This window comes from Haloarcula sp. Atlit-47R (genome assembly GCF_003665985.1).
Taxonomy (GTDB): Archaea; Halobacteriota; Halobacteria; order Halobacteriales; family Haloarculaceae; genus Haloarcula; species Haloarcula taiwanensis.
In genome coordinates this window covers 279559-296846 of record NZ_QPLQ01000001.1, presented here as the reverse complement: position 1 = coordinate 296846, position 17288 = coordinate 279559, and the positions used below count along the sequence as shown (strand labels likewise).

The following is a 17288-nucleotide window of genomic DNA, read 5'->3' as shown; positions in this document are numbered from 1 at the left end:
GTTGACATGGCCGACGCGGAGTACCCTATCGACGACCTGGACCGGAACATCATTTATGCGCTGCAGCAGGATGCGAGACATACGTCGGCGAGTGAGATTGCCGAGTCGCTCGATGTCTCCGCACGAACGGTCCGGAACCGTATCACGAAGCTCGAAGAAGCTGGCGTCATCGCCGGCTACGATGTCGATGTCGATTACGAGGCCGCGGGGTACCAACTCCATACGCTCATCGTCTGCACGGCACCAATCCACGAGCGCGAGGAGGTCGCGCAGCGGGCACTCGACGTCTCCGGCGTCGTCGCCATCCGAGAGGTCATGACGGGGGCCGACAACGTCCACGTTGAGGTGGTCGGAACCGACGGAAACGACCTGAGCCGCATCGGCAGAGACCTCAACGATATCGGACTGGAGGTCGTCGACGAGGACCTCATTCGGAACGAGTACACCCGGCCGTTTCACCAGTTCGGGCACGACGATTCCGAAGGTGAGTCTACATAGTGTAATCTTCCGAAAATAGATTATATATCCACAATAGTCCGGAATCGGAACTATTCCCTAGATATTTATCGGTTTCCGGAATCAATGCTGGTGTACTGGCCGGGTAGCTCTGGCCTCTACGAACCCAATGATATCTCTTACTGGACTCCGCGAACGAGTGGACGACGACATCGACCCCCCGTCGGTACTGATCATCAGCGACCGGTACGTCGGGTCTGAGGTAGTAACGACGTTAGATCGGGGCACCGATGCCTGTCTCGTCACCGACCACGATGGCGTTGCCGGGCAAACGCCCGACGACACACGCGTGGTAGTCGGTGACGGCCGGGAGCGTACTGTTCTTCAGGACGCCGGGGCCCAAACGACCGATGTCGCTCTGGTATCGATGCAGACCGACCACGGGGCGTTCCTCGTGACACAGCTGCTTCGGACGCAGTTCGATGTCGAAACCGTGGTTGTCGTGCTTAACGACCCGCAGCATCGATCGGCGTTCGAGTCGGTCGGCTCCGAGGTGGTCTGTGGTTCGCAGGTCCTGGCGACCGAACTGGAACGCACTGTCGAAACAACGCTCCAGATGTCCGAAACCGCGAAATAATGGCCAAGGGTCTGGAACGCGACCTCGGACTGCTGTCAGTGGTAGCGATATCAATCGGCGCGATGGTCGGCAGCGGGATCTTCATCTTGCCGGCGCTGGCGGTGAAAGACGCCGGGGCCGGCATCATCGCTGCCTACCTTCTCGCGGGCGTGCTCGTGCTGCCCGCCGCACTCAGCAAGGCCGAAATGGCGACCGCCATGCCCGAAGCCGGCGGCACCTACGTCTACATCGAGCGGTCGATGGGGCCGCTACTGGGCACAGTTTCGGGACTCGGAACGTGGTTCTCCCTCTCGTTCAAGGGCGCGCTCGCGCTCGTCGGCGGCGTGCCGTACCTCGTTCTTCTCTTCGACCTGCCGATCCGTCCGGTTGCGATCACGCTCGCCGTCGTTCTCATCCTCGTCAACATCCTCGGCGCGGAACAGACCGGCCGACTCCAGATCGGCATCGTCGCGGTGATGCTCGTGGCAATCGGCTGGTTCGTCGCTGGCGGCGGGCCGGCAGTCAACACCGCGACGTACGGCGGGATGTGGGACTACGGCGTCGAAGGGATCTTCGCCGCGACCGGCCTCGTGTTCGTCTCCTTCGCCGGCGTGACGAAGATCGCTTCTATCGCCGAGGAGGTCGAGGACCCGGACCGCGTCATCCCGCTCGGAATGCTTGGATCGCTCGCCTTCACCACGCTGCTGTACGTGCTCGTCGTCGCCGTCGTCGTCGGCGTCGTCCCGCTCGACCAGCTTGCCGGGAGCACGACGCCCATTGCGGACGCGGCCGAGATGACCCTCGGAACCACTGGTGTCGCGGCTGTCGTTCTGGCGGCGATTCTGGCGCTGGTCAGTACAGCTAACGCCGGCATCCTTTCGTCCTCACGCTACCCGTTCGCCATGAGCCGCGACGGACTCGCGCCCGACCTGCTCAGTACGGTCAGCGACCGCTTTGGCACGCCGGTGACCGCCATCACGCTGACCGGCGGCGTGATGTTGCTGCTTATCCTCTTCGTTCCGATTCTGGAGATCGCGAAGCTCGCGAGCGCGTTCAAAATCCTCGTGTTCGCGCTCATCAACGTCGCGCTCATCGGCTTCCGTGAGAGCGACGCCCCAGACTACGACCCCTCCTTCGAGGTCCCGCTCTACCCGTGGACGCCGATATTCGGCACCCTGACCGGCTTTGCCCTGCTGACGCAGATGGGCCTGATCGCGATAGTCGGAGCCGCCGGTATCGTCGTTGGCAGCGTCATCTGGTATCTGGGCTACGTCAGACCGCGAGTCACCAGAGAAGGCGCGATCAAGGAGTCCGTTCGCCGGAGTATCGGCGACCGCGCGCTCGACCGGACTGAGGCGACGCTCGACGAGACGGCGGATACATCCGTGCTTGTTGCCCTTCCCGAGGGGTCCTCGCGGGAGAGCGAAGCGACACTGCTGGAGGTCGGGGCCGCGCTCTCACCCACCGGCAGCAGCCTCTCTGTCGTCCAGTTCGACGAAGTGCCCGACCAGCAGCCCCTCGATTACGCCTCCGGCGTGCAATCTCCGGACGACCGCGAATTCGAGTGTCGGACTGATACGCTGGCGGCTGCCCTTGATGTCCCGGTCGAATACGGCGAACTTGTCAGCCACCACCCCGAACGGGCCGTCGCCAACGCCGTCGACGAGCAAGGCGTCGATGTGTTGCTGGTGGAACGTGGCGCGTCGTTCGGGGATTCGCTGCTGGGCGACAGTATCGACCGCATCCGGAAACAGACTGACTGTGATACCATTGCCGTCGACGCACAGCCGCTCGACGCGCTGGAGACGATCACACTGGTCACGACCCGCGGCCCGTATGACCCGCTGAAAGTCCGCGTTGGGAACGCTGTCGCGACAGCGACCGAGGCCGACCTCCAGTTCCTCTACCCGCTTGATGAGCGCCAGTCGGCCGAACAACGCCAGCAACTCGAAGCATACCACGATGACCTGCTGGACCTCTGTGACGTGCCGACGGAGCGGAGCTTCGTCGACCGGCAGGACCTTTCAGCGACAATAGACGCGGCTGACAGCGACAGGACGCTCCTGATACACGCACACAACGGTGGGCTTTCGGCCCGCCGGTCAAACGGCGACAGCACTACGCAGTCGGCAATTCAAGACAGCGACCACGCGTCGATGGAAGTAGACACAAAACGTCATCCCGACGGTGTCGTCGGCCGTCTGCTCGAACGGCTCGCGTTCTAACTACCGAACGGTCGCCGTGGCGTCCTTCGCGCCTTGCACCGTCTCTCGCACTGCCTCGGCGCCTTCGTCGTGGACGAGGTCGCCGACGACGATGGTATCGGCGTGCTGTGCCATGGTGCGGGCGGACTCGTAATCGTGGATGCCGCCGCCATAGAACAGCGTCGCGTCGTCGAGCGCGTCTGCGGCGGCGGCGACGATGTCGGTGTCGCCGAGCATCCCCGAGTACTCGACGTAGACGATTTCCTGCCCGAGGAGATGCTCGGCGGCTTCGGCGTAAGCGGCCACGTCGGCCGCGTCGAGGTCGCAGTTGGCCTGCGTGTAGGACGCCACCGACGCCTCCGGGTTCATGACGATGTAGGCCTCCGTGAAGGTCCGCGACCAGTCGATCTCGTCGTCGATGCGTATCCACTCCTTGTGCGCGCCAGTGATCCAGGCCACGTCGCCAGCATTCATCACGACCGGGATGAGATAGCCGTCGTGACGGTCGCTGTGGACGACCGACGCGGGATTAGACGGCTCGATGTACACGGGGATGTCGTGTTTCCCGCAGGCGTCGACGACCCGCTTCATCTTCTCCTCTGTCATTCCGGTGGTCCCGCCGACTTCGATGGCGTCGGTCCCCGTCGCCGCGACGTCTTCGAAGGTCTCTCCGTCGACCAGCGTCTTGTCGGGGTCTATCTTCACGATGTGGTCCCAGTCCGCCCAGTCGCTCATACCTGCCAGACTTGCGCGTGGCCGTATAACCGCTTCGGATACACGTATCACAGTGGGTCACGCTGACAGCCCGATCGGACAGTCCGACTGGCGTCGGCTCCGGATATATATGTCTCCGAAGATTTATGACGGTTATGTTACAATCGTCAGACAATGACAGCGGACAAGCGCCGGTACATCGTCACTGCCATCCGAGGTGTGCTCGTTCTCACGGGCGCTGCCGTGACGGTGGCAGTGTTGTACTCCCTCTCGACGATGCCGACAGCGTCGTCGTCCGGTGACAGCTTCGTCCGCGGACTCTCGTATCTGTTCGGCAGCGTCTTCTTCGTCCTCGCGCTTGGCGGTGCCGGGCTCGGTATCGCCTTGCCATCGCTTCTGGGGGCCGAGGACACGCTGGCGTTCGACCGCTGGCAGCGCCGCTGTCTCAAGGGTGCCGGCGTCCTCTTCGTCGGCGGGTTCGTCGTCGGACTGGTCGTGGGGCTGCTCACCCAACTGCAGTTCGGCCTCCTCCTCTGGCTGGTCGCCATCGTCCTCGGCGTGCTCGTGGTCAGTTGCGTGCTGGTCTGGCGACTGTTCGCGGTGTTCGTTACTGCACTGGTCCGTCTCATCGCCGCGGAGACCGGTGAGTGACGCAGACAGCGGGAGGCGTGCGACGGGAACGCTGATACCGGCGGCAACCTAACGCGCCAGTCGTGCAGCGACTTACGACAGTCGAGACGGTCCACGAAGACGGGTCATGGCTGTTCACCGCGGAAGACCCTTACGGCGACCTCGAAGAGGTCGTTCTCGTCCCCTGTGACGACGGCGTCGAGGCGTGGGTGAACCGATGTACGCACGAAGCACAGCGGTTCGACACCGGACGAGGTGTCCCGATGCGGGACGACCAGCTCATCTGCCCCCGACACGGTTCGCTGTTCGATGCCTGCGACGGCGGCTGTGACAACGGCGACGCCGCTGGGACGACGCTCCCCGGGGTCGAGATATCGGAGACCCACGGCGACGTGTTCCTCACCGACGACGACTACGCGTTCGCCCACGAGGGTGGCATCGACGACGACGGCCCGAGTTCCACGTCCCACCTCCAGTTGTGACCGGCGGCCACAGCATCGACCGGGACCGACTCCGGGCCGGCGTCGTCGAGTGCCCGCTCTGTGAGCGCCAGATTCCGGAGCCGATGAGACACGCAGTCGTCTACGGCGCTGTCGACGAGATAACTGTCGAGACTGCCGAAGCGGTCGAGTGCCCGGTGTGTGGCGGCGTAACCTTCGTCTCGTAGCCACACTCACTGTTACTGTCCTGTTCTACGCCGGAAAATAAACATCAGTTTCCATTCACCCTTGGGAGTATTTCGGCAGACTGAGCGACTGCCGGCAGCTGTCCATCCGGCTTTGCAGGTTGTACCCTGTACCGAAGAATAAGGACGCTTCACCGCGTAGACGTAGTTATGTCAGAGTCCTCGACGGGTGACCCAGACACCCCGGACTCGTCGCCAGCTGACAGGCGTCGACAGCTCCAGACCCAATTTGCGACGACTGAGTTGCCTCGCCACCTCGCTCTGTTTTACCGGACACATGCAGAACAGATACGCGTCGTCACGACATTTGTCGCCCGCGGCATCCAACAGGATGAACAGGTGATTTACATCGCCGATGAAAACGAGACGGCAACAATCGCGACGGCGCTCTCCGACGCCGGACTCGACGTTGATTCGCTGCAAGCCGACGGCCAACTGGTGTTAGTTGACTCCGCCAAGATTTATTCAAACGGGGTATTTGACCCGAAGGAAAGCGTCGACGAGTTCCGTGACTTAGCTGCCGATGCTGTCGCAGACGGATATAGCGGACTCCGTGCGGCTGGTGAGAATAGTTGGTCGCTTGACCTCGACTGCAGCTTTGAGGATGTCATCGAGTTCGAACACCGGTTTGACGAAGCCCACCCGGACCTGCCAGTCACGGCGCTCTGTCAGTACAGCCTGGAACAGTTTACCGGCGAGGATATCGGCAAAGCGTTACAGACGCACGAGGCCATTATTTACCGCGAGACACTCTGTACAAACCCATACTACACCCCGCCGAAGGAGGCCATTGAGTACGGCGCACCACTCTCAAACGCAGCGCTCCTCCTGGAGCAAACGCGCGATATCCACCGATTCCGCGACGACGTCGAGCGCCGAGAGGAACGCCTCTCAGTTGTGAACCGAGTGCTCCGGCACAATCTTCGGAACGAACTGAACGTCATCAGCGGTCGGCTGGAATGGCTCGAAGCGCAAGGCCTGTTCGACGCAGCGGCTGTAGACCATCTCGACACCATCGCTACGGCGGCGGAGCGCCTGTCTTCGCTTTCGGAGAACGCACGGCACGTCGACCGGACCCTCGATGCCCGAGAGCAGGAGCCGGCAAACCTAAACGCTACCGTTGAGGCTGGCGTCACCGATGCCCGGCACGAGTATGCCGACCTCTCGGTCACTATCGACACTGGACCGCCGGACGCCACTGCCGCTGACGCGACTGTCCAGACGAGCGTCCGGGAAGTGATTGCGTGCGCTGCGACCAATCTCTCTGCCCCCACAGTCGAAGTCCGGGTCGAGGCTGACGAACAGTACAAGACGGGAACGGTCGAAGTCGTCGCCGACGAGGGGTTCGTCTCAGAGGCGACGATGACTGCGTTCGACAACGACATCGAGCGCTCGCTTGCACACGCGCGGACCCTCCGGCTGTGGGTTGCGCAGTGGACTATTCAAAGCATGAACGGGCGACTCGAACTGGGCGGGTCGCCGCCAGCGAACCGTGTTCGCCTCTCGTTCCCGACTATCGAAACGCGACCGTAGTATCTCAGGCTTCCAGTTCGTCCTGCCACTCCCGGACCTGCGTGGCGCTGACGCCCTGAACTTCGGTAGCGATGGTGTCGGGGTCGGCCTCCCGGAGCGCCGCCAGCGAGTCGACCCCGGCGTCGCCGAGCTTCTCCGCGGTCGCCGAGCCGATGCCGTTCAGGTCCTCTAGGTCTTCGACGGCCGTGCGGGCCTGGTACTCCTCGTAGTTGCAGATGGGGCAGCCAAGCTCCCAGGGGTCGTCGCTGTCGGCGTCGATGACCAGCTCCGGCAGGTCGTGCTCCTCGCAGAAGGCGTCGGTCACCGAGATGTCGCCGTTGCGGGGCAGCGGCAGCGAGTAGTCACACTCGGGGTAGCGCGTACAGCCGACGAGCCGGGAGCCCGAGCGGAGGTGTTTGATGGCCAACTCTCCGTCGTGCTCGTCGCCACAATCAGGACACGGCCCAATCACTTCGTCCTCGCTCTCGTCGGCCTTCTCGGCCTCACAGCGGGGACAGCCGTGGACGAAGGTGTCCCGGCCGGCGAGCATCTTGACGTGGTGCATGTCGTGCTCCTCGCAGTGGTCTTCGAGCACTTGCGGCTCGCCCGAGGAGGGCAGCGGGAGCGTGTTGCGACACTCGGGGAAGCCGTCACAGCCGACGAAGTACGATCCTTGGCGTGACCGCCGGACCAGCATGTCCTCGCCGCACTTGGGACAGGGACCGAGCGTCTTGTCGGCTTTCAGCGACTCCTGGAGGTGCTCGCCGATTTCCTCGCGGGACTCGCGCAGTTCCTCGAACACCCGTTTGAGCATCTCACGGGACTCGTCGGCCACGTCGTCGAGCGTCGCCTCGCCGTTGGCGATGGCGGTCATGTCCGCCTCCAGTTGGGCGGTCATCTCGTCGCTGACGACGTGGTCGGCGAACTCCTCGGCGGCCTCGACGACGGCCATCGCCAGCGTCGTCGGCCGCGGCGGGTCGCCCTCGATGTAGCCGCGGTCGTACAGTTTCTCGATGGAGTTGTGGCGCGTGCTCTTCGTCCCCAGCCCCTTGTCCTCCATCGTCTGGATGAGCCGCGACTGGCCGTAGCGGCGGGGCGGCTGGGTCTGTTTCTCCTCCATCCGGACCTCCGAGATGGCCAGTTCCTCGCCCTCTTCGACGTCGGGGACGTGGTTCTCGCTGGCGCTGGAGTAGGGATACACCTCGTGGTAGCCCGGTTCGACCAGGCGCTTGCCGTTGGCCTTCAGCGAGCGGCCGCCGGCCTCGGCGACGACGCGGAGGTGCTCCCACGTCGCGGCCTCGGCGACCGTCGCGAAGAACCGCCGGACGACCAGTTCGTAAATCTCCCACTCGTCGTCGGAGAGGTCGACCTTCGGCGGAATCTCGCCCGTCGGGTGGATGGGCGGGTGGTCGGTGGTCTCCTCGTCGCCCTCGGTGGCGGTGATGTCCTCCTGCTCCAGCAGGGCCTCGGCGTCCTCGCCGAAGTGGCCGGCTCCGACGAACTCATCGAGCAGGGCGTCCTCTTCGAGGTCGTCCGGGTAGACCGTGTTGTCCGTTCGCGGGTAGGTGATGTAGCCGGTGGTGTACAGCTCCTCGGCGATTGACATCGCCTGCTGGGCGGAGTAGCCCAGTGAACTCGCAGCGGAGATGAAGGCGGTGGTGTTGAACGGCGTCGGCGGGCTGTCGGTGCGGGTCCGGCGGCGGACGCTCGTCACCGTCGCCGCGTCGACGCTCGTCAGGTCGGCGTAGGCGTTGTCGGCGTCCTCTTCGACCCAGACGCGCTCGGCCTCGGTGCCGTCGTCGTCGTAGAAGTACTGAGCCTCGAAGGCCGAGCCGTTCTTCTGGAGGTCGGCGAATATCTCCCAGTAGTCCTCGGGGTCGAACGCCTGTATCTCGCGCTCGCGGTCGACGATGAGCTTCAGCGTCGGCGACTGGACCCGGCCGACGGAGATGAAGTCGTCGCCCAGTTGCCGGGCCGACAGCGAGAGGAAGCGCGTCAGCGCCGCGCCCCACACGAGGTCGATAATCTGGCGGGCCTCGCCCGCGGCCGCGAGATCGAAGTCGATGTCGTCGGGGTTGGCGAAGGCCTCGCGGACCTCCCGCTCGGTAATCGAGGAAAAGCGGACGCGGTCGACGGGCACGTCAGTCTCCTCGCGGATGAGTTCGTAGGCCTCCTTGCCGATGAGTTCCCCCTCCCGGTCGTAGTCTGTCGCGATGGTGGCCTCGTCGGCCTCCCGCGCCAGTTGCTGCAGCGTCGTGACGATGTTCTCCTGCGTCGGTTCCTTCGTCACGTCGGCGTCGATGAGTTCGACCGGCTCCACGTCGCGCCAGTCGTTGTACTCCTCGGGGAAGTCGACGCCGACGACGTGTCCGGAGAGGCCGACCACGCGGGTGTCACCCCACCGATAGACGTTGACGCCGTTGCGCCGATTCGCGGACGCACCTCCTTCTGAGAGGATCTCCGCAATGCGGCGAGCGGCGTTGTCTTTCTCGGTGATAATCAGCCGCATCGGACACCACCTGTCTCTGTCATTACCCGTCGCTACGGAGTCAGTTGTTCTAAAGGCTTTCGGGAAAATCAGGCGACAGCGCGGGTGTGCGGGCGCTTGCGGGGCCGCTCGCGCTCGCGCGGAGGTAGCCATTACAACGTCGGCCCCGTCCCACGAAGGTGGCGGTCCTCGGCACGACTCATCACTTCGACGCACTCTTGCCACTGCCACTCCGACTGTCAGTATGGATCGCCGGACGACCAAACTCCTCCGCGGAACCGCCGCCACGCTCGTCTTTGCGACGGCGGCGTTTCACCTCTGGTGGGGACTCCCGCGAAGCATCATCTACGCGCAGGCGATAGAGGGACTGTTCGGACGGGGACTCCCGCCGGACCCTCGCCCGTTTCTGTTTGTCGCCTTCGCCGCGGTATTGCTCGCTGGCCCGTATCTCATTACCCGGGGCATCATCGGTCTGCGGAACGCCTATATCGTCGGGACTGTCCTCATGATTGCGTCCATCGCCGGGTGGGTGTTCTGGCACGCCACCGGGCACGGGGCCTTCCTCGTCGACGGGTTCTCTGCACCGTCGTCCGGCGGCGGTGGCCACCACCACGGCGGGAGCACTGCCCTGCTGATACTGGACCATTTCACCACGGAACCGGTCGAATCAGCTATCAAGACCATCGAAGCGCTCGCCGCGACGGTCTTCGTGACACTGCTGTGGAAGGACCCCGCGATTATCCCGGGCGAGCGGCGTGAGAACGTCGAGTCGAACGCATCGAGCGAATCGTAGCATACGACGCACCATAGCGGCTCTTTGGACAGCCTCTGACAGTAACTACGCCTGTAGCATTCAGGACCGATTCGGCAAGAGAACGGCGGTATCGTGACATTTATTATCAGTAGTGTGTCTCTTGTTACAGGATGGGAACTTCTATCCCGGACGTGGTATGGGACACAGGGATGGACCGGGTGTTTGAAGCGCTGTTTACCCGCCGCCGTCGAATGATTCTGTTCATGTTGAAACAGCGGAGTCCACGGCCGATTGTCGATTTTCTGCCCAGAAGTGCTGGAGCCAGAACTACCGAAGCCGAACTCCGACACGACGACCTGCCCCGACTGGCCAGTTTAGCGTACATCGACTGGGACCGAGCGGCCGACGAGGTCTCACGGGGCCAGCGCTTCGACGAAATCGAACCGATGCTCGAACTGCTCGAAAATCACGCTGATGAACTGCCGGACGACTGGCCACGGCGGTGACAGGGCGACAGAGATACAGATTCGCCCTCCCCGGGACGGTCGAGTAGAACGCCCGCCTAGCTCTCCAGTTCCTCGCGCAGCAGCCCGTTCACGTCGCCGGGGTCGGCGCTCCCGCCGGTCTTTTGCATGACCTGCCCGACGAGGAAGTTGATTGCGCCGTCCTCGCCGCTGTGGTAGTCCTCGACGGCGTCGGGGTTCTCGTCGATGGCTTCCACGACAGCCTGCTGGACCTCGTCGCCGGTGGTCTTGCCCAGTCCCTCGCGGTCAACGACGGTATCGGGGTCGTCGCCGGTGTCGAGCATCTCCCGCAGGACCGTCTCGTGGGCGTTTTTGGCGGTGATTTCGTCCTCCGCGACGAGTTCGACCAGGCGCGTCACCTCGTCGAACCGGTCGTCGATGTCGGTGATAGCCATGTCCCGGTAGTTCAGTTCGCCAAGCAGATTGTCGGCGACCCACGTTGCGGCGAGGTTGGCATCGAAGCGCTCGGCCACGTCCTCGAAGAAGTCCGCGACCTGTTTCGTGCTCGTGAGCTTCGAGGCAGCCTCCTCGCTGAGACCGTACTCGGCGACGAACCGCTCGCGGCGGGCGTCGGGGAGTTCCGGAATCGGGACCTCGTCCTTCCAGTGGCTGACTCGCAGGGGCGGCAGGTCGGCCTCCCGGAAGTAGCGGTAGTCCTTCTCTTCCTCCTTCGAGCGCATCGACACTGTGTTGCCGTGTGTCTCGTTGAAGTGGCGGGTCTCCTGTTCGACGGCGCGGCCGGACTGGATAAGCTTCCGCTGGCGGGAGGCCTCGAAGGACAGCGCCTGCTCCGCGCCCTTGTGACTGGAGATGTTCTTGACTTCGGTGCGGTTGGCGTCTTCGAGGACGGCCTCGTCGATGTCGCCGTCGTCGTCCACCTCGCCCGCCTCGACCATCGAGAGGTTCGCGTCGATGCGGAGGCTGCCGTCCCGCGTTGCGTCGAACACGCCTAGATACTCCAGCACCTCTTCGAGCTTTTCGAGGAACGACCGGACCTCGCCCGGCGCGCGGAAGTCCGGTTCCGTGACAATCTCCATCAGCGGCGTCCCGGCGCGGTTGTAGTCGACGAGCGTGTAATCCGCGCGCTCGATGGAGCAGGTCCGGGATTCGAGCGGGCCGGACCCCTCGCGGACGTGCTTGATAGAACCGGGGTCCTCTTCCAGATGCGCACGGCGGATGTCGACGCTACGACGGTCGCCCTCGACGGTGAACTCCAGTTCCCCGTCCTGGCAGATGGGCGAATCGTATTGCGTTATCTGGAAGTTCTTCGGGAGGTCGGGGTAGTAGTAGTTCTTCCGGTGGAAGGCGGTCTCTTCCGGGATATCGGCGTCGATAGCCTTGCCGACCTTCACCGCCGCCTCGACGGCCCCCTCGTTGACCACGGGGAGCGCGCCGGGGAGGCCGAGACACACCGGGCACGTGTGGGTGTTGGGCTCGGCGTCGGCCACGTCGGTCGAGCAGCCACAGAAGATCTTCGTCGCCGTCTCAAGCTGGACGTGGACCTCCAGCCCGATGACGGCCGCGAGTTCGCGGGACTCGGACGCTTGTGCGGTCATTATCCGGGGTTCGGTGGCGCGTGGCTAAAGGCTAACGACCCTGTACAGGCGCGGACGTATCAACCGAACTGGTAATGTCTGACGTAGGTATAAGTGTCCAGAATGGCTGGGTATCGGGTATGTGCGGCAACCGAGTCGAGGAACTCGAAACGCGCGTCAGAGAACTGGAAGCGTCGGTCGAGGGACTGACCGACGAACTCGTCGAATGCAAGGTCCGCATCCGAGAACTCGAAGCCAGCGTCGACGAGGACAACGGATTCAGCGCCGACGCGTCCGACTCGGAAGAATCGGCCGCCACCCCAACCGAGGCCGACACACCTAACACTGCGGATACCGACGAGGGTGATAACAGGGAGGAAGCCGAAGCCGCGTCGGAGACCGAGGGCGAAGAGGACTCGGAGTCCGACATCATCGTCGCGTAGGGCTGTCGGCCACACCACCGTATGCATATCAAAGAGCTCGTCCTCGACAATTTCAAGAGCTTCGGGCGGAAGACCCGAATCCCGTTCTACGAAGATTTTACCACTATTAGCGGTCCGAACGGCTCGGGCAAGTCCAACATCATCGACGCCATCTTGTTCGCGCTCGGACTGGCTCGCACCTCGGGCATCCGCGCCGAGAAGCTCACCGACCTCATCTACAACCCCGGCCACGCCGACGAGGACGCCGAGTACGACGGCGAGCGCCAGGCCAGCGTCGAGGTCATTTTAGCGAACGACGACCGCACGCTCTCCCGCTCGCAGGTCGTCAACGCCGCCGGCACCGAAGACGTGGGCGACGTGGACGAGATCGCAATCAAACGCCGCGTCAAGGAGACCGAGGACAACTACTACTCCTACTACTACATCAACGGCCGCTCGGTCAACCTCTCGGACATTCAGGACCTGCTCGCGCAGGCGGGCGTGACGCCGGAGGGATACAACGTCGTCATGCAGGGCGACGTGACCGAGATCATCAACATGACGGCCGGCTCCCGTCGGGAAATTATCGACGAGATCGCCGGCGTCGCTCAGTTCGACGCAAAAAAGGCCGACGCCTTCGACGAACTGGAGGTCGTGCAAGACCGCATCGACGAGGCCGAACTCCGCATCGAAGAGAAACAGGAGCGCCTCGACCAGCTCGAAGACGAACGGGAAACGGCGCTCAAGTATCAGGATCTCCGCGACGAAAAGGAGGAGTACGAGGGCTACCGCAAGGCCGCGGAACTCGAAGACAAGCGTGAGGAACTGGCCGCCGTCGAGGAAACTATCGACGAGCTGGAAGCGGAACTCCAAGAACTGCAGACCGAACTCGACGAGCGTCAGGGTGCGGTCATCCGGCTGGAGGACGAACTCCACGAGCTCAATCAGGAAATCGAACGCAAGGGCGAGGACGAACAGCTCGCCATCAAGCGGGACATCGAGGAGATAAAGGGCGACATCTCGCGGCTGGAGGACAAAATCGAATCCGCCGAGGAAACCGTCGAGGCCGCCGAAAACGAGCGCCGACAGGCGTTCGTCCAGATCGACCGCAAGCAGGAGACCATCGACGATCTTGAAAGCGACATCCGCGAGGCGAAAGTCGCCAAGTCAAACGTCAAGGCCGACATCGCCGAGAAGGAGTCCGAACTCGCCGAGGTTCAACAGCGCATCGACGAGGTCGGCGAGGAGTTCCAGGAGGTCAAGGACGAACTGGAGACAAAGCGCTCGCGACTGGAGACGCTCAAAAGCGAGAAAAACGACCTCCAGCGTGAGCAGGACCGCCTGCTCGATGAGGCCCGGCGGCGCTCGAACGCCGAGGACGAGAAGCGCGCGGCCATCGAGGAAGCGGAGGCCGAGATTCCCGACCTCGAAGCCGACATCGAGGACTTGCAGACGGAACTGGAGAAGGCAAAGCAGAACAAGGCGACCATCGGCGAAGTCGTCGATGACCTTCGGGCCGAGAAGCGGGAACTCCAGTCGGACTTGGACGCGCTGGAAGACGAAATCAGCGCGAAACAGCAGGAGTACGCCCAGCTAGAGGCGAAGGCCGGCGAAGACGGCGACTCCTCCTACGGCCGCGCGGTCACGGCGATTCTCAACGCCAGCCAGGACGGCGTCCACGGCACCGTCGGCCAACTCGGCGGGGTCGACCCCGAGTACGCCACGGCCTGTGAAACGGCGGCCGGCGGGCGGCTCGCTCACGTCGTCGTTGACGACGACAGCGTGGGCCAGCGCTGTATCGAGTACCTCAAGTCACGTAGCGCCGGCCGGGCGACGTTCCTCCCGATTACGCAGATGCAGAACCGCTCGCTGGGGTCGCGGCCCAGCGCCGACGGCGTCGTCGACTTCGCGTACAACCTCGTGGACTTTGACCCCGAGTACGCGGGCATCTTCTCGTACGTGCTCGGCGACACCGTCGTCGTCGACAGCATGGACACCGCCCGCGACCTGATGGGCGAGTACCGGATGGTCACGCTGGACGGCGACCTCGTCGAGAAGTCCGGCGCGATGACCGGCGGCTCCTCGTCGGGCACGCGCTACTCCTTCTCGGGCGGGGCGGGCAAGCTCGAACGCGTCGCCACGCGCATCAACGAACTCGAAGACGAGCGGGCCGACGTGCGCGAGGACCTCCGGGACGTGGAGGAGCGCCTCGACGACGCCCGCGACCGCGAGTCCGACGCGACCGAGCAGGTCCGGGACATCGAGACGAGCATCGAGCGCAAGGAGAGCGCCCTCGAAGACACCCGCGACCGCATCGAGCAACTGGAAGCCGACCTCGAAGAAATCGCCGCGGAGCGTGAGGATGTCGCCGACCAGATGGACGAACTGGAGGCCGACATCGAAGCAAAGACCGAGGAAATCGACGCGCTCCAGGCCGACATCGACGACCTAGAGGCCGAGGTCGAGGACTCGGAACTGCCAGACCTGACCGACCGCCGCGAATCCATCGAGGCCGACATCGACGCGCTCGAAGACCGCCAGAGCGACCTCGACGCCGAACTCAACGAGTACCAACTGGAGAAACAGTACGCCGAGGAGGCCATCGAGGACCTCCACGACGACATCGAGGCCGCACAGAACCGGAAGGCCGAACACGAGGAGCGCATCGACGACCTCGAAGCGAAGGTCGCCGAGAAAGAGGAACTGAAAGCCGAGAAGGAGCAGGCCGTCGCCGATTTGGAGGAGGAACTGTCGGAACTCAAGTCCGAACGCGAGGACCTGAAAGCCGACCTGCAGGAGGCCAAAGAGGCCCGCGACGAGCAACAGGCCGCGGTCTCGGAGATCGAGCGTGACCTCGAATCAGAGCAGGAAACGCAGGAGCGTCTGGAGTGGGAAATCGATGAACTCGAAGCGCAGGTCGGCGACTACGACCCCGAGGACGTGCCAGACCACGAGACCGTCGAGCGGGAAATCGACCGACTCGAAACGGAGATGGAGAAACTGGAGCCGGTCAACATGCGGGCTATCGAGGAGTACGACCGGGTCAACGACGACCTGCAGGAACTCGAAGACAAGAAGGCGACGCTGGTCGAGGAGGCCGACGGCATCCGCGACCGCATCGACACCTACGAGGCGCGCAAGAAGGAGACGTTCATGGAGTCGTTCACGGAGATCAACGACCAGTTCCAGAACATCTTCGAGCGGCTCTCGAACGGTACCGGCCACCTCCACCTCGAAGACGAGGACGACCCCTTCGAGGGCGGGCTGACGATGAAGGCCCAGCCGGGCGACAAGCCCATCCAGCGGCTGAACGCGATGTCCGGCGGCGAGAAGTCCCTGACCGCGCTGGCCTTTATTTTCGCCATCCAGCGGCACAACCCCGCGCCGTTCTACGCGCTTGACGAGGTCGACGCCTTCCTCGATGCGGCCAACGCCGACCTCGTGGGCGAACTGGTGGACGAACTCGCCGGGGACGCTCAGTTCGTCGTCGTCTCGCACCGCTCGGCCATGCTGGAGCGGTCCGAGCGGGCCATCGGCGTGATGATGCAGGGCGACAACGTGAGCGCCGTAACTGGCATCGACCTCTCTGGCGAGGGCGACGGCGACGAGGAGGTGCCCGCTGATGACTAGCGAGGGGAGCGAGCCGTCACGCGGCTCGGACTCGCGAGCGGGGAGCGACGCGACCCGCGAGACTGAGGAGCAGCGCGACGGAGACTCCTCGGGACAGTCGAGCGGGGAACGAAGTGACCCACGAGACGATGCCGATGACATCCCGCTCAACATCACCGGGCACGAGGACCGCGAGCCGCCAGGTGGCTCGGACGACGCGGCGGCGCTGCTGGGCGACTCCCCCGACCCAGACGACGAGACAACTGCACAGGACAGCCCCGAAAGCGACCGGACGACCGACGAGGACGAGGACGAAGACGTCGAACCCGTCGAGGTGCTGGTCCAGCTCGCCGACGACGGCGAAATCGACCCGTGGGACATTGACGTGGTGCGGGTCACCGACAAATTCCTCGACCGCATCGACGACGCGGACTTGCGCACGTCGGGGCGGGCGCTGTTCTACGCGAGCGTCCTGATTCGGATGAAAAGCGACGCGATGCTCGGCGAGGGACAGACTGAGGAGGAGCCGGCCGAGCCCTGGGAGCAGGCGATGCACGAGGACGCTCCAATCGAACAGCCCGACCCCTTCGCCGCCCTGGAGTCGGAGATGGACCGCCGGCTCGAACGCCGCCGCGCCCGCGGGATGCCACAGACGCTCGACGAACTGGTCCGGGACCTCCGGGACGCCGAACGGGACTCCTGGTGGAAAGAATCTCGGGAGTACGACACCAGCGACTCCCCGAGCGGCTTCGACCGCGGGACCCAGGAACTGGACTACCGCGGGGCCGACGACATGCGGCTGGACGAGGAGCCGTCGGCCGCCGACGTGACCGGGACGGCCCACGCCGAGAACATCGACGACATCATCGCCGACGTCCACGACGCCGTCCGCGAGCAGTACGACAAGGGCCGCGAGGAAGTGCTGTACCGCGAGGTCGACACCGCTGGCGGGACTCGCGTCGAGACGTTCCTCGGATTACTCTTTTTGGCTCACCGCGGACAGGTCCGACTCCAGCAAGACGACCTGTTCGGCGACCTCTGGATTCGGGACCCAAACGCCGCGACTGGGTCGGACGAGGCCATCGCGGACTGACGAGGCCGGGGCCAGCAAACAGGTTCAAACGGGTCGAACCCTAAAC

The 17288-nt window shown here is 64.0% G+C and carries 15 protein-coding genes; 12 read left to right on the top strand and 3 right to left on the bottom strand.

The genetic code is table 11. The annotated features are described in order from the left end of the window. Positions 1-6: 6 nt before the first annotated feature. The 3 genes from DVK00_RS01550 to DVK00_RS01540 all read left to right on the top strand — a co-directional run bounded on the left by DVK00_RS01550 (position 7) and on the right by DVK00_RS01540 (position 3297). Entirely contained in the window at positions 7-498 is a 492-nt protein-coding gene (locus DVK00_RS01550) for an Lrp/AsnC family transcriptional regulator (protein WP_121577129.1), read from the top strand. A gap of 157 nt (positions 499-655) precedes the next feature. Then, positions 656-1093, top strand: coding sequence for an NAD-binding protein (locus tag DVK00_RS01545; RefSeq protein WP_233560745.1), 438 nt, complete (start codon positions 656-658; stop codon positions 1091-1093). Beyond that, the gene (locus tag DVK00_RS01540; protein WP_121535195.1) at positions 1093-3297 is read left to right on the top strand and encodes an APC family permease; all 2205 of its coding nucleotides are present in this window, start codon (positions 1093-1095) and stop codon (positions 3295-3297) included. Before DVK00_RS01545 ends, DVK00_RS01540 begins: the two co-directional genes overlap by 1 nt. Here the strand turns inward: DVK00_RS01540 and DVK00_RS01535 are convergent, their stop codons facing one another. Continuing rightward, a complete protein-coding gene (locus DVK00_RS01535; protein ID WP_121577128.1) occupies positions 3298-4011 on the bottom strand; it encodes a phosphoglycerol geranylgeranyltransferase in 714 nt (237 codons plus the stop codon). It lies immediately after the preceding gene. A 153-nt stretch (positions 4012-4164) separates the two neighbouring features. On the opposite strand from DVK00_RS01535, the gene DVK00_RS01530 reads away from it, so the two are divergent. The 4 genes from DVK00_RS01530 to DVK00_RS01515 all read left to right on the top strand — a co-directional run bounded on the left by DVK00_RS01530 (position 4165) and on the right by DVK00_RS01515 (position 6838). Next, complete coding sequence (locus DVK00_RS01530; RefSeq protein ID WP_101350620.1) at positions 4165-4641, top strand: hypothetical protein; 477 nt, start codon at positions 4165-4167, stop codon at positions 4639-4641. Positions 4642-4703: 62 nt separating this feature from the next. Then, positions 4704-5102: a Rieske 2Fe-2S domain-containing protein gene (locus tag DVK00_RS01525; RefSeq protein WP_064287728.1), complete on the top strand. Its 399-nt coding sequence runs from the start codon at positions 4704-4706 to the stop codon at positions 5100-5102. Then, a complete protein-coding gene (locus DVK00_RS01520; protein WP_064287727.1) occupies positions 5099-5287 on the top strand; it encodes a hypothetical protein in 189 nt (62 codons plus the stop codon). The genes DVK00_RS01525 and DVK00_RS01520 overlap by 4 nt, the downstream gene beginning before the upstream one ends. 168 nt (positions 5288-5455) lie before the next feature. After that, on the top strand, positions 5456-6838 hold the full coding sequence (locus tag DVK00_RS01515; protein WP_121577127.1) for an MEDS domain-containing protein: 1383 nt from the start codon (positions 5456-5458) through the stop codon (positions 6836-6838). 4 nt (positions 6839-6842) lie between these two features. On the opposite strand, the gene DVK00_RS01510 is transcribed toward DVK00_RS01515, so the two are convergent. Beyond that, positions 6843-9326 carry a DNA topoisomerase I gene (locus tag DVK00_RS01510; protein ID WP_101350618.1) on the bottom strand — a complete coding sequence of 828 codons (2484 nt, stop codon included), beginning with the start codon at positions 9324-9326 and terminating at the stop codon, positions 6843-6845. Positions 9327-9549: 223 nt separating this feature from the next. Between DVK00_RS01510 and DVK00_RS01505 the strand changes: the two genes are divergently transcribed. Next, positions 9550-10098 carry a hypothetical protein gene (locus DVK00_RS01505; protein ID WP_121511680.1) on the top strand — a complete coding sequence of 183 codons (549 nt, stop codon included), beginning with the start codon at positions 9550-9552 and terminating at the stop codon, positions 10096-10098. A 170-nt stretch (positions 10099-10268) separates the two neighbouring features. Next, the gene (locus DVK00_RS01500; protein ID WP_101350616.1) at positions 10269-10565 is read left to right on the top strand and encodes a hypothetical protein; all 297 of its coding nucleotides are present in this window, start codon (positions 10269-10271) and stop codon (positions 10563-10565) included. A 56-nt stretch (positions 10566-10621) separates the two neighbouring features. Here DVK00_RS01500 and gatB read toward each other — a convergent pair whose 3' ends face one another. Beyond that, on the bottom strand, positions 10622-12139 hold the full coding sequence (gene gatB / locus DVK00_RS01495) for an Asp-tRNA(Asn)/Glu-tRNA(Gln) amidotransferase subunit GatB (RefSeq protein ID WP_121535191.1): 1518 nt from the start codon (positions 12137-12139) through the stop codon (positions 10622-10624). A gap of 119 nt (positions 12140-12258) precedes the next feature. On the opposite strand from gatB, the gene DVK00_RS01490 reads away from it, so the two are divergent. Genes DVK00_RS01490 through DVK00_RS01480 form a run of 3 tightly spaced genes read left to right on the top strand, consistent with a single transcriptional unit; the run spans position 12259 to position 17242 of the window. After that, positions 12259-12561 (top strand): hypothetical protein, encoded by a 303-nt coding sequence (locus DVK00_RS01490; RefSeq protein WP_101350614.1) that lies wholly within the window; start codon positions 12259-12261, stop codon positions 12559-12561. A 21-nt stretch (positions 12562-12582) separates the two neighbouring features. Continuing rightward, positions 12583-16170, top strand: a complete 3588-nt coding sequence (gene smc, locus DVK00_RS01485) for a chromosome segregation protein SMC (RefSeq protein ID WP_121577126.1) — start codon at positions 12583-12585, stop codon at positions 16168-16170. After that, on the top strand, positions 16163-17242 hold the full coding sequence (locus tag DVK00_RS01480; protein WP_101350612.1) for a ScpA family protein: 1080 nt from the start codon (positions 16163-16165) through the stop codon (positions 17240-17242). Before smc ends, DVK00_RS01480 begins: the two co-directional genes overlap by 8 nt. The last annotated feature ends 46 nt before the right edge of the window (positions 17243-17288 follow it).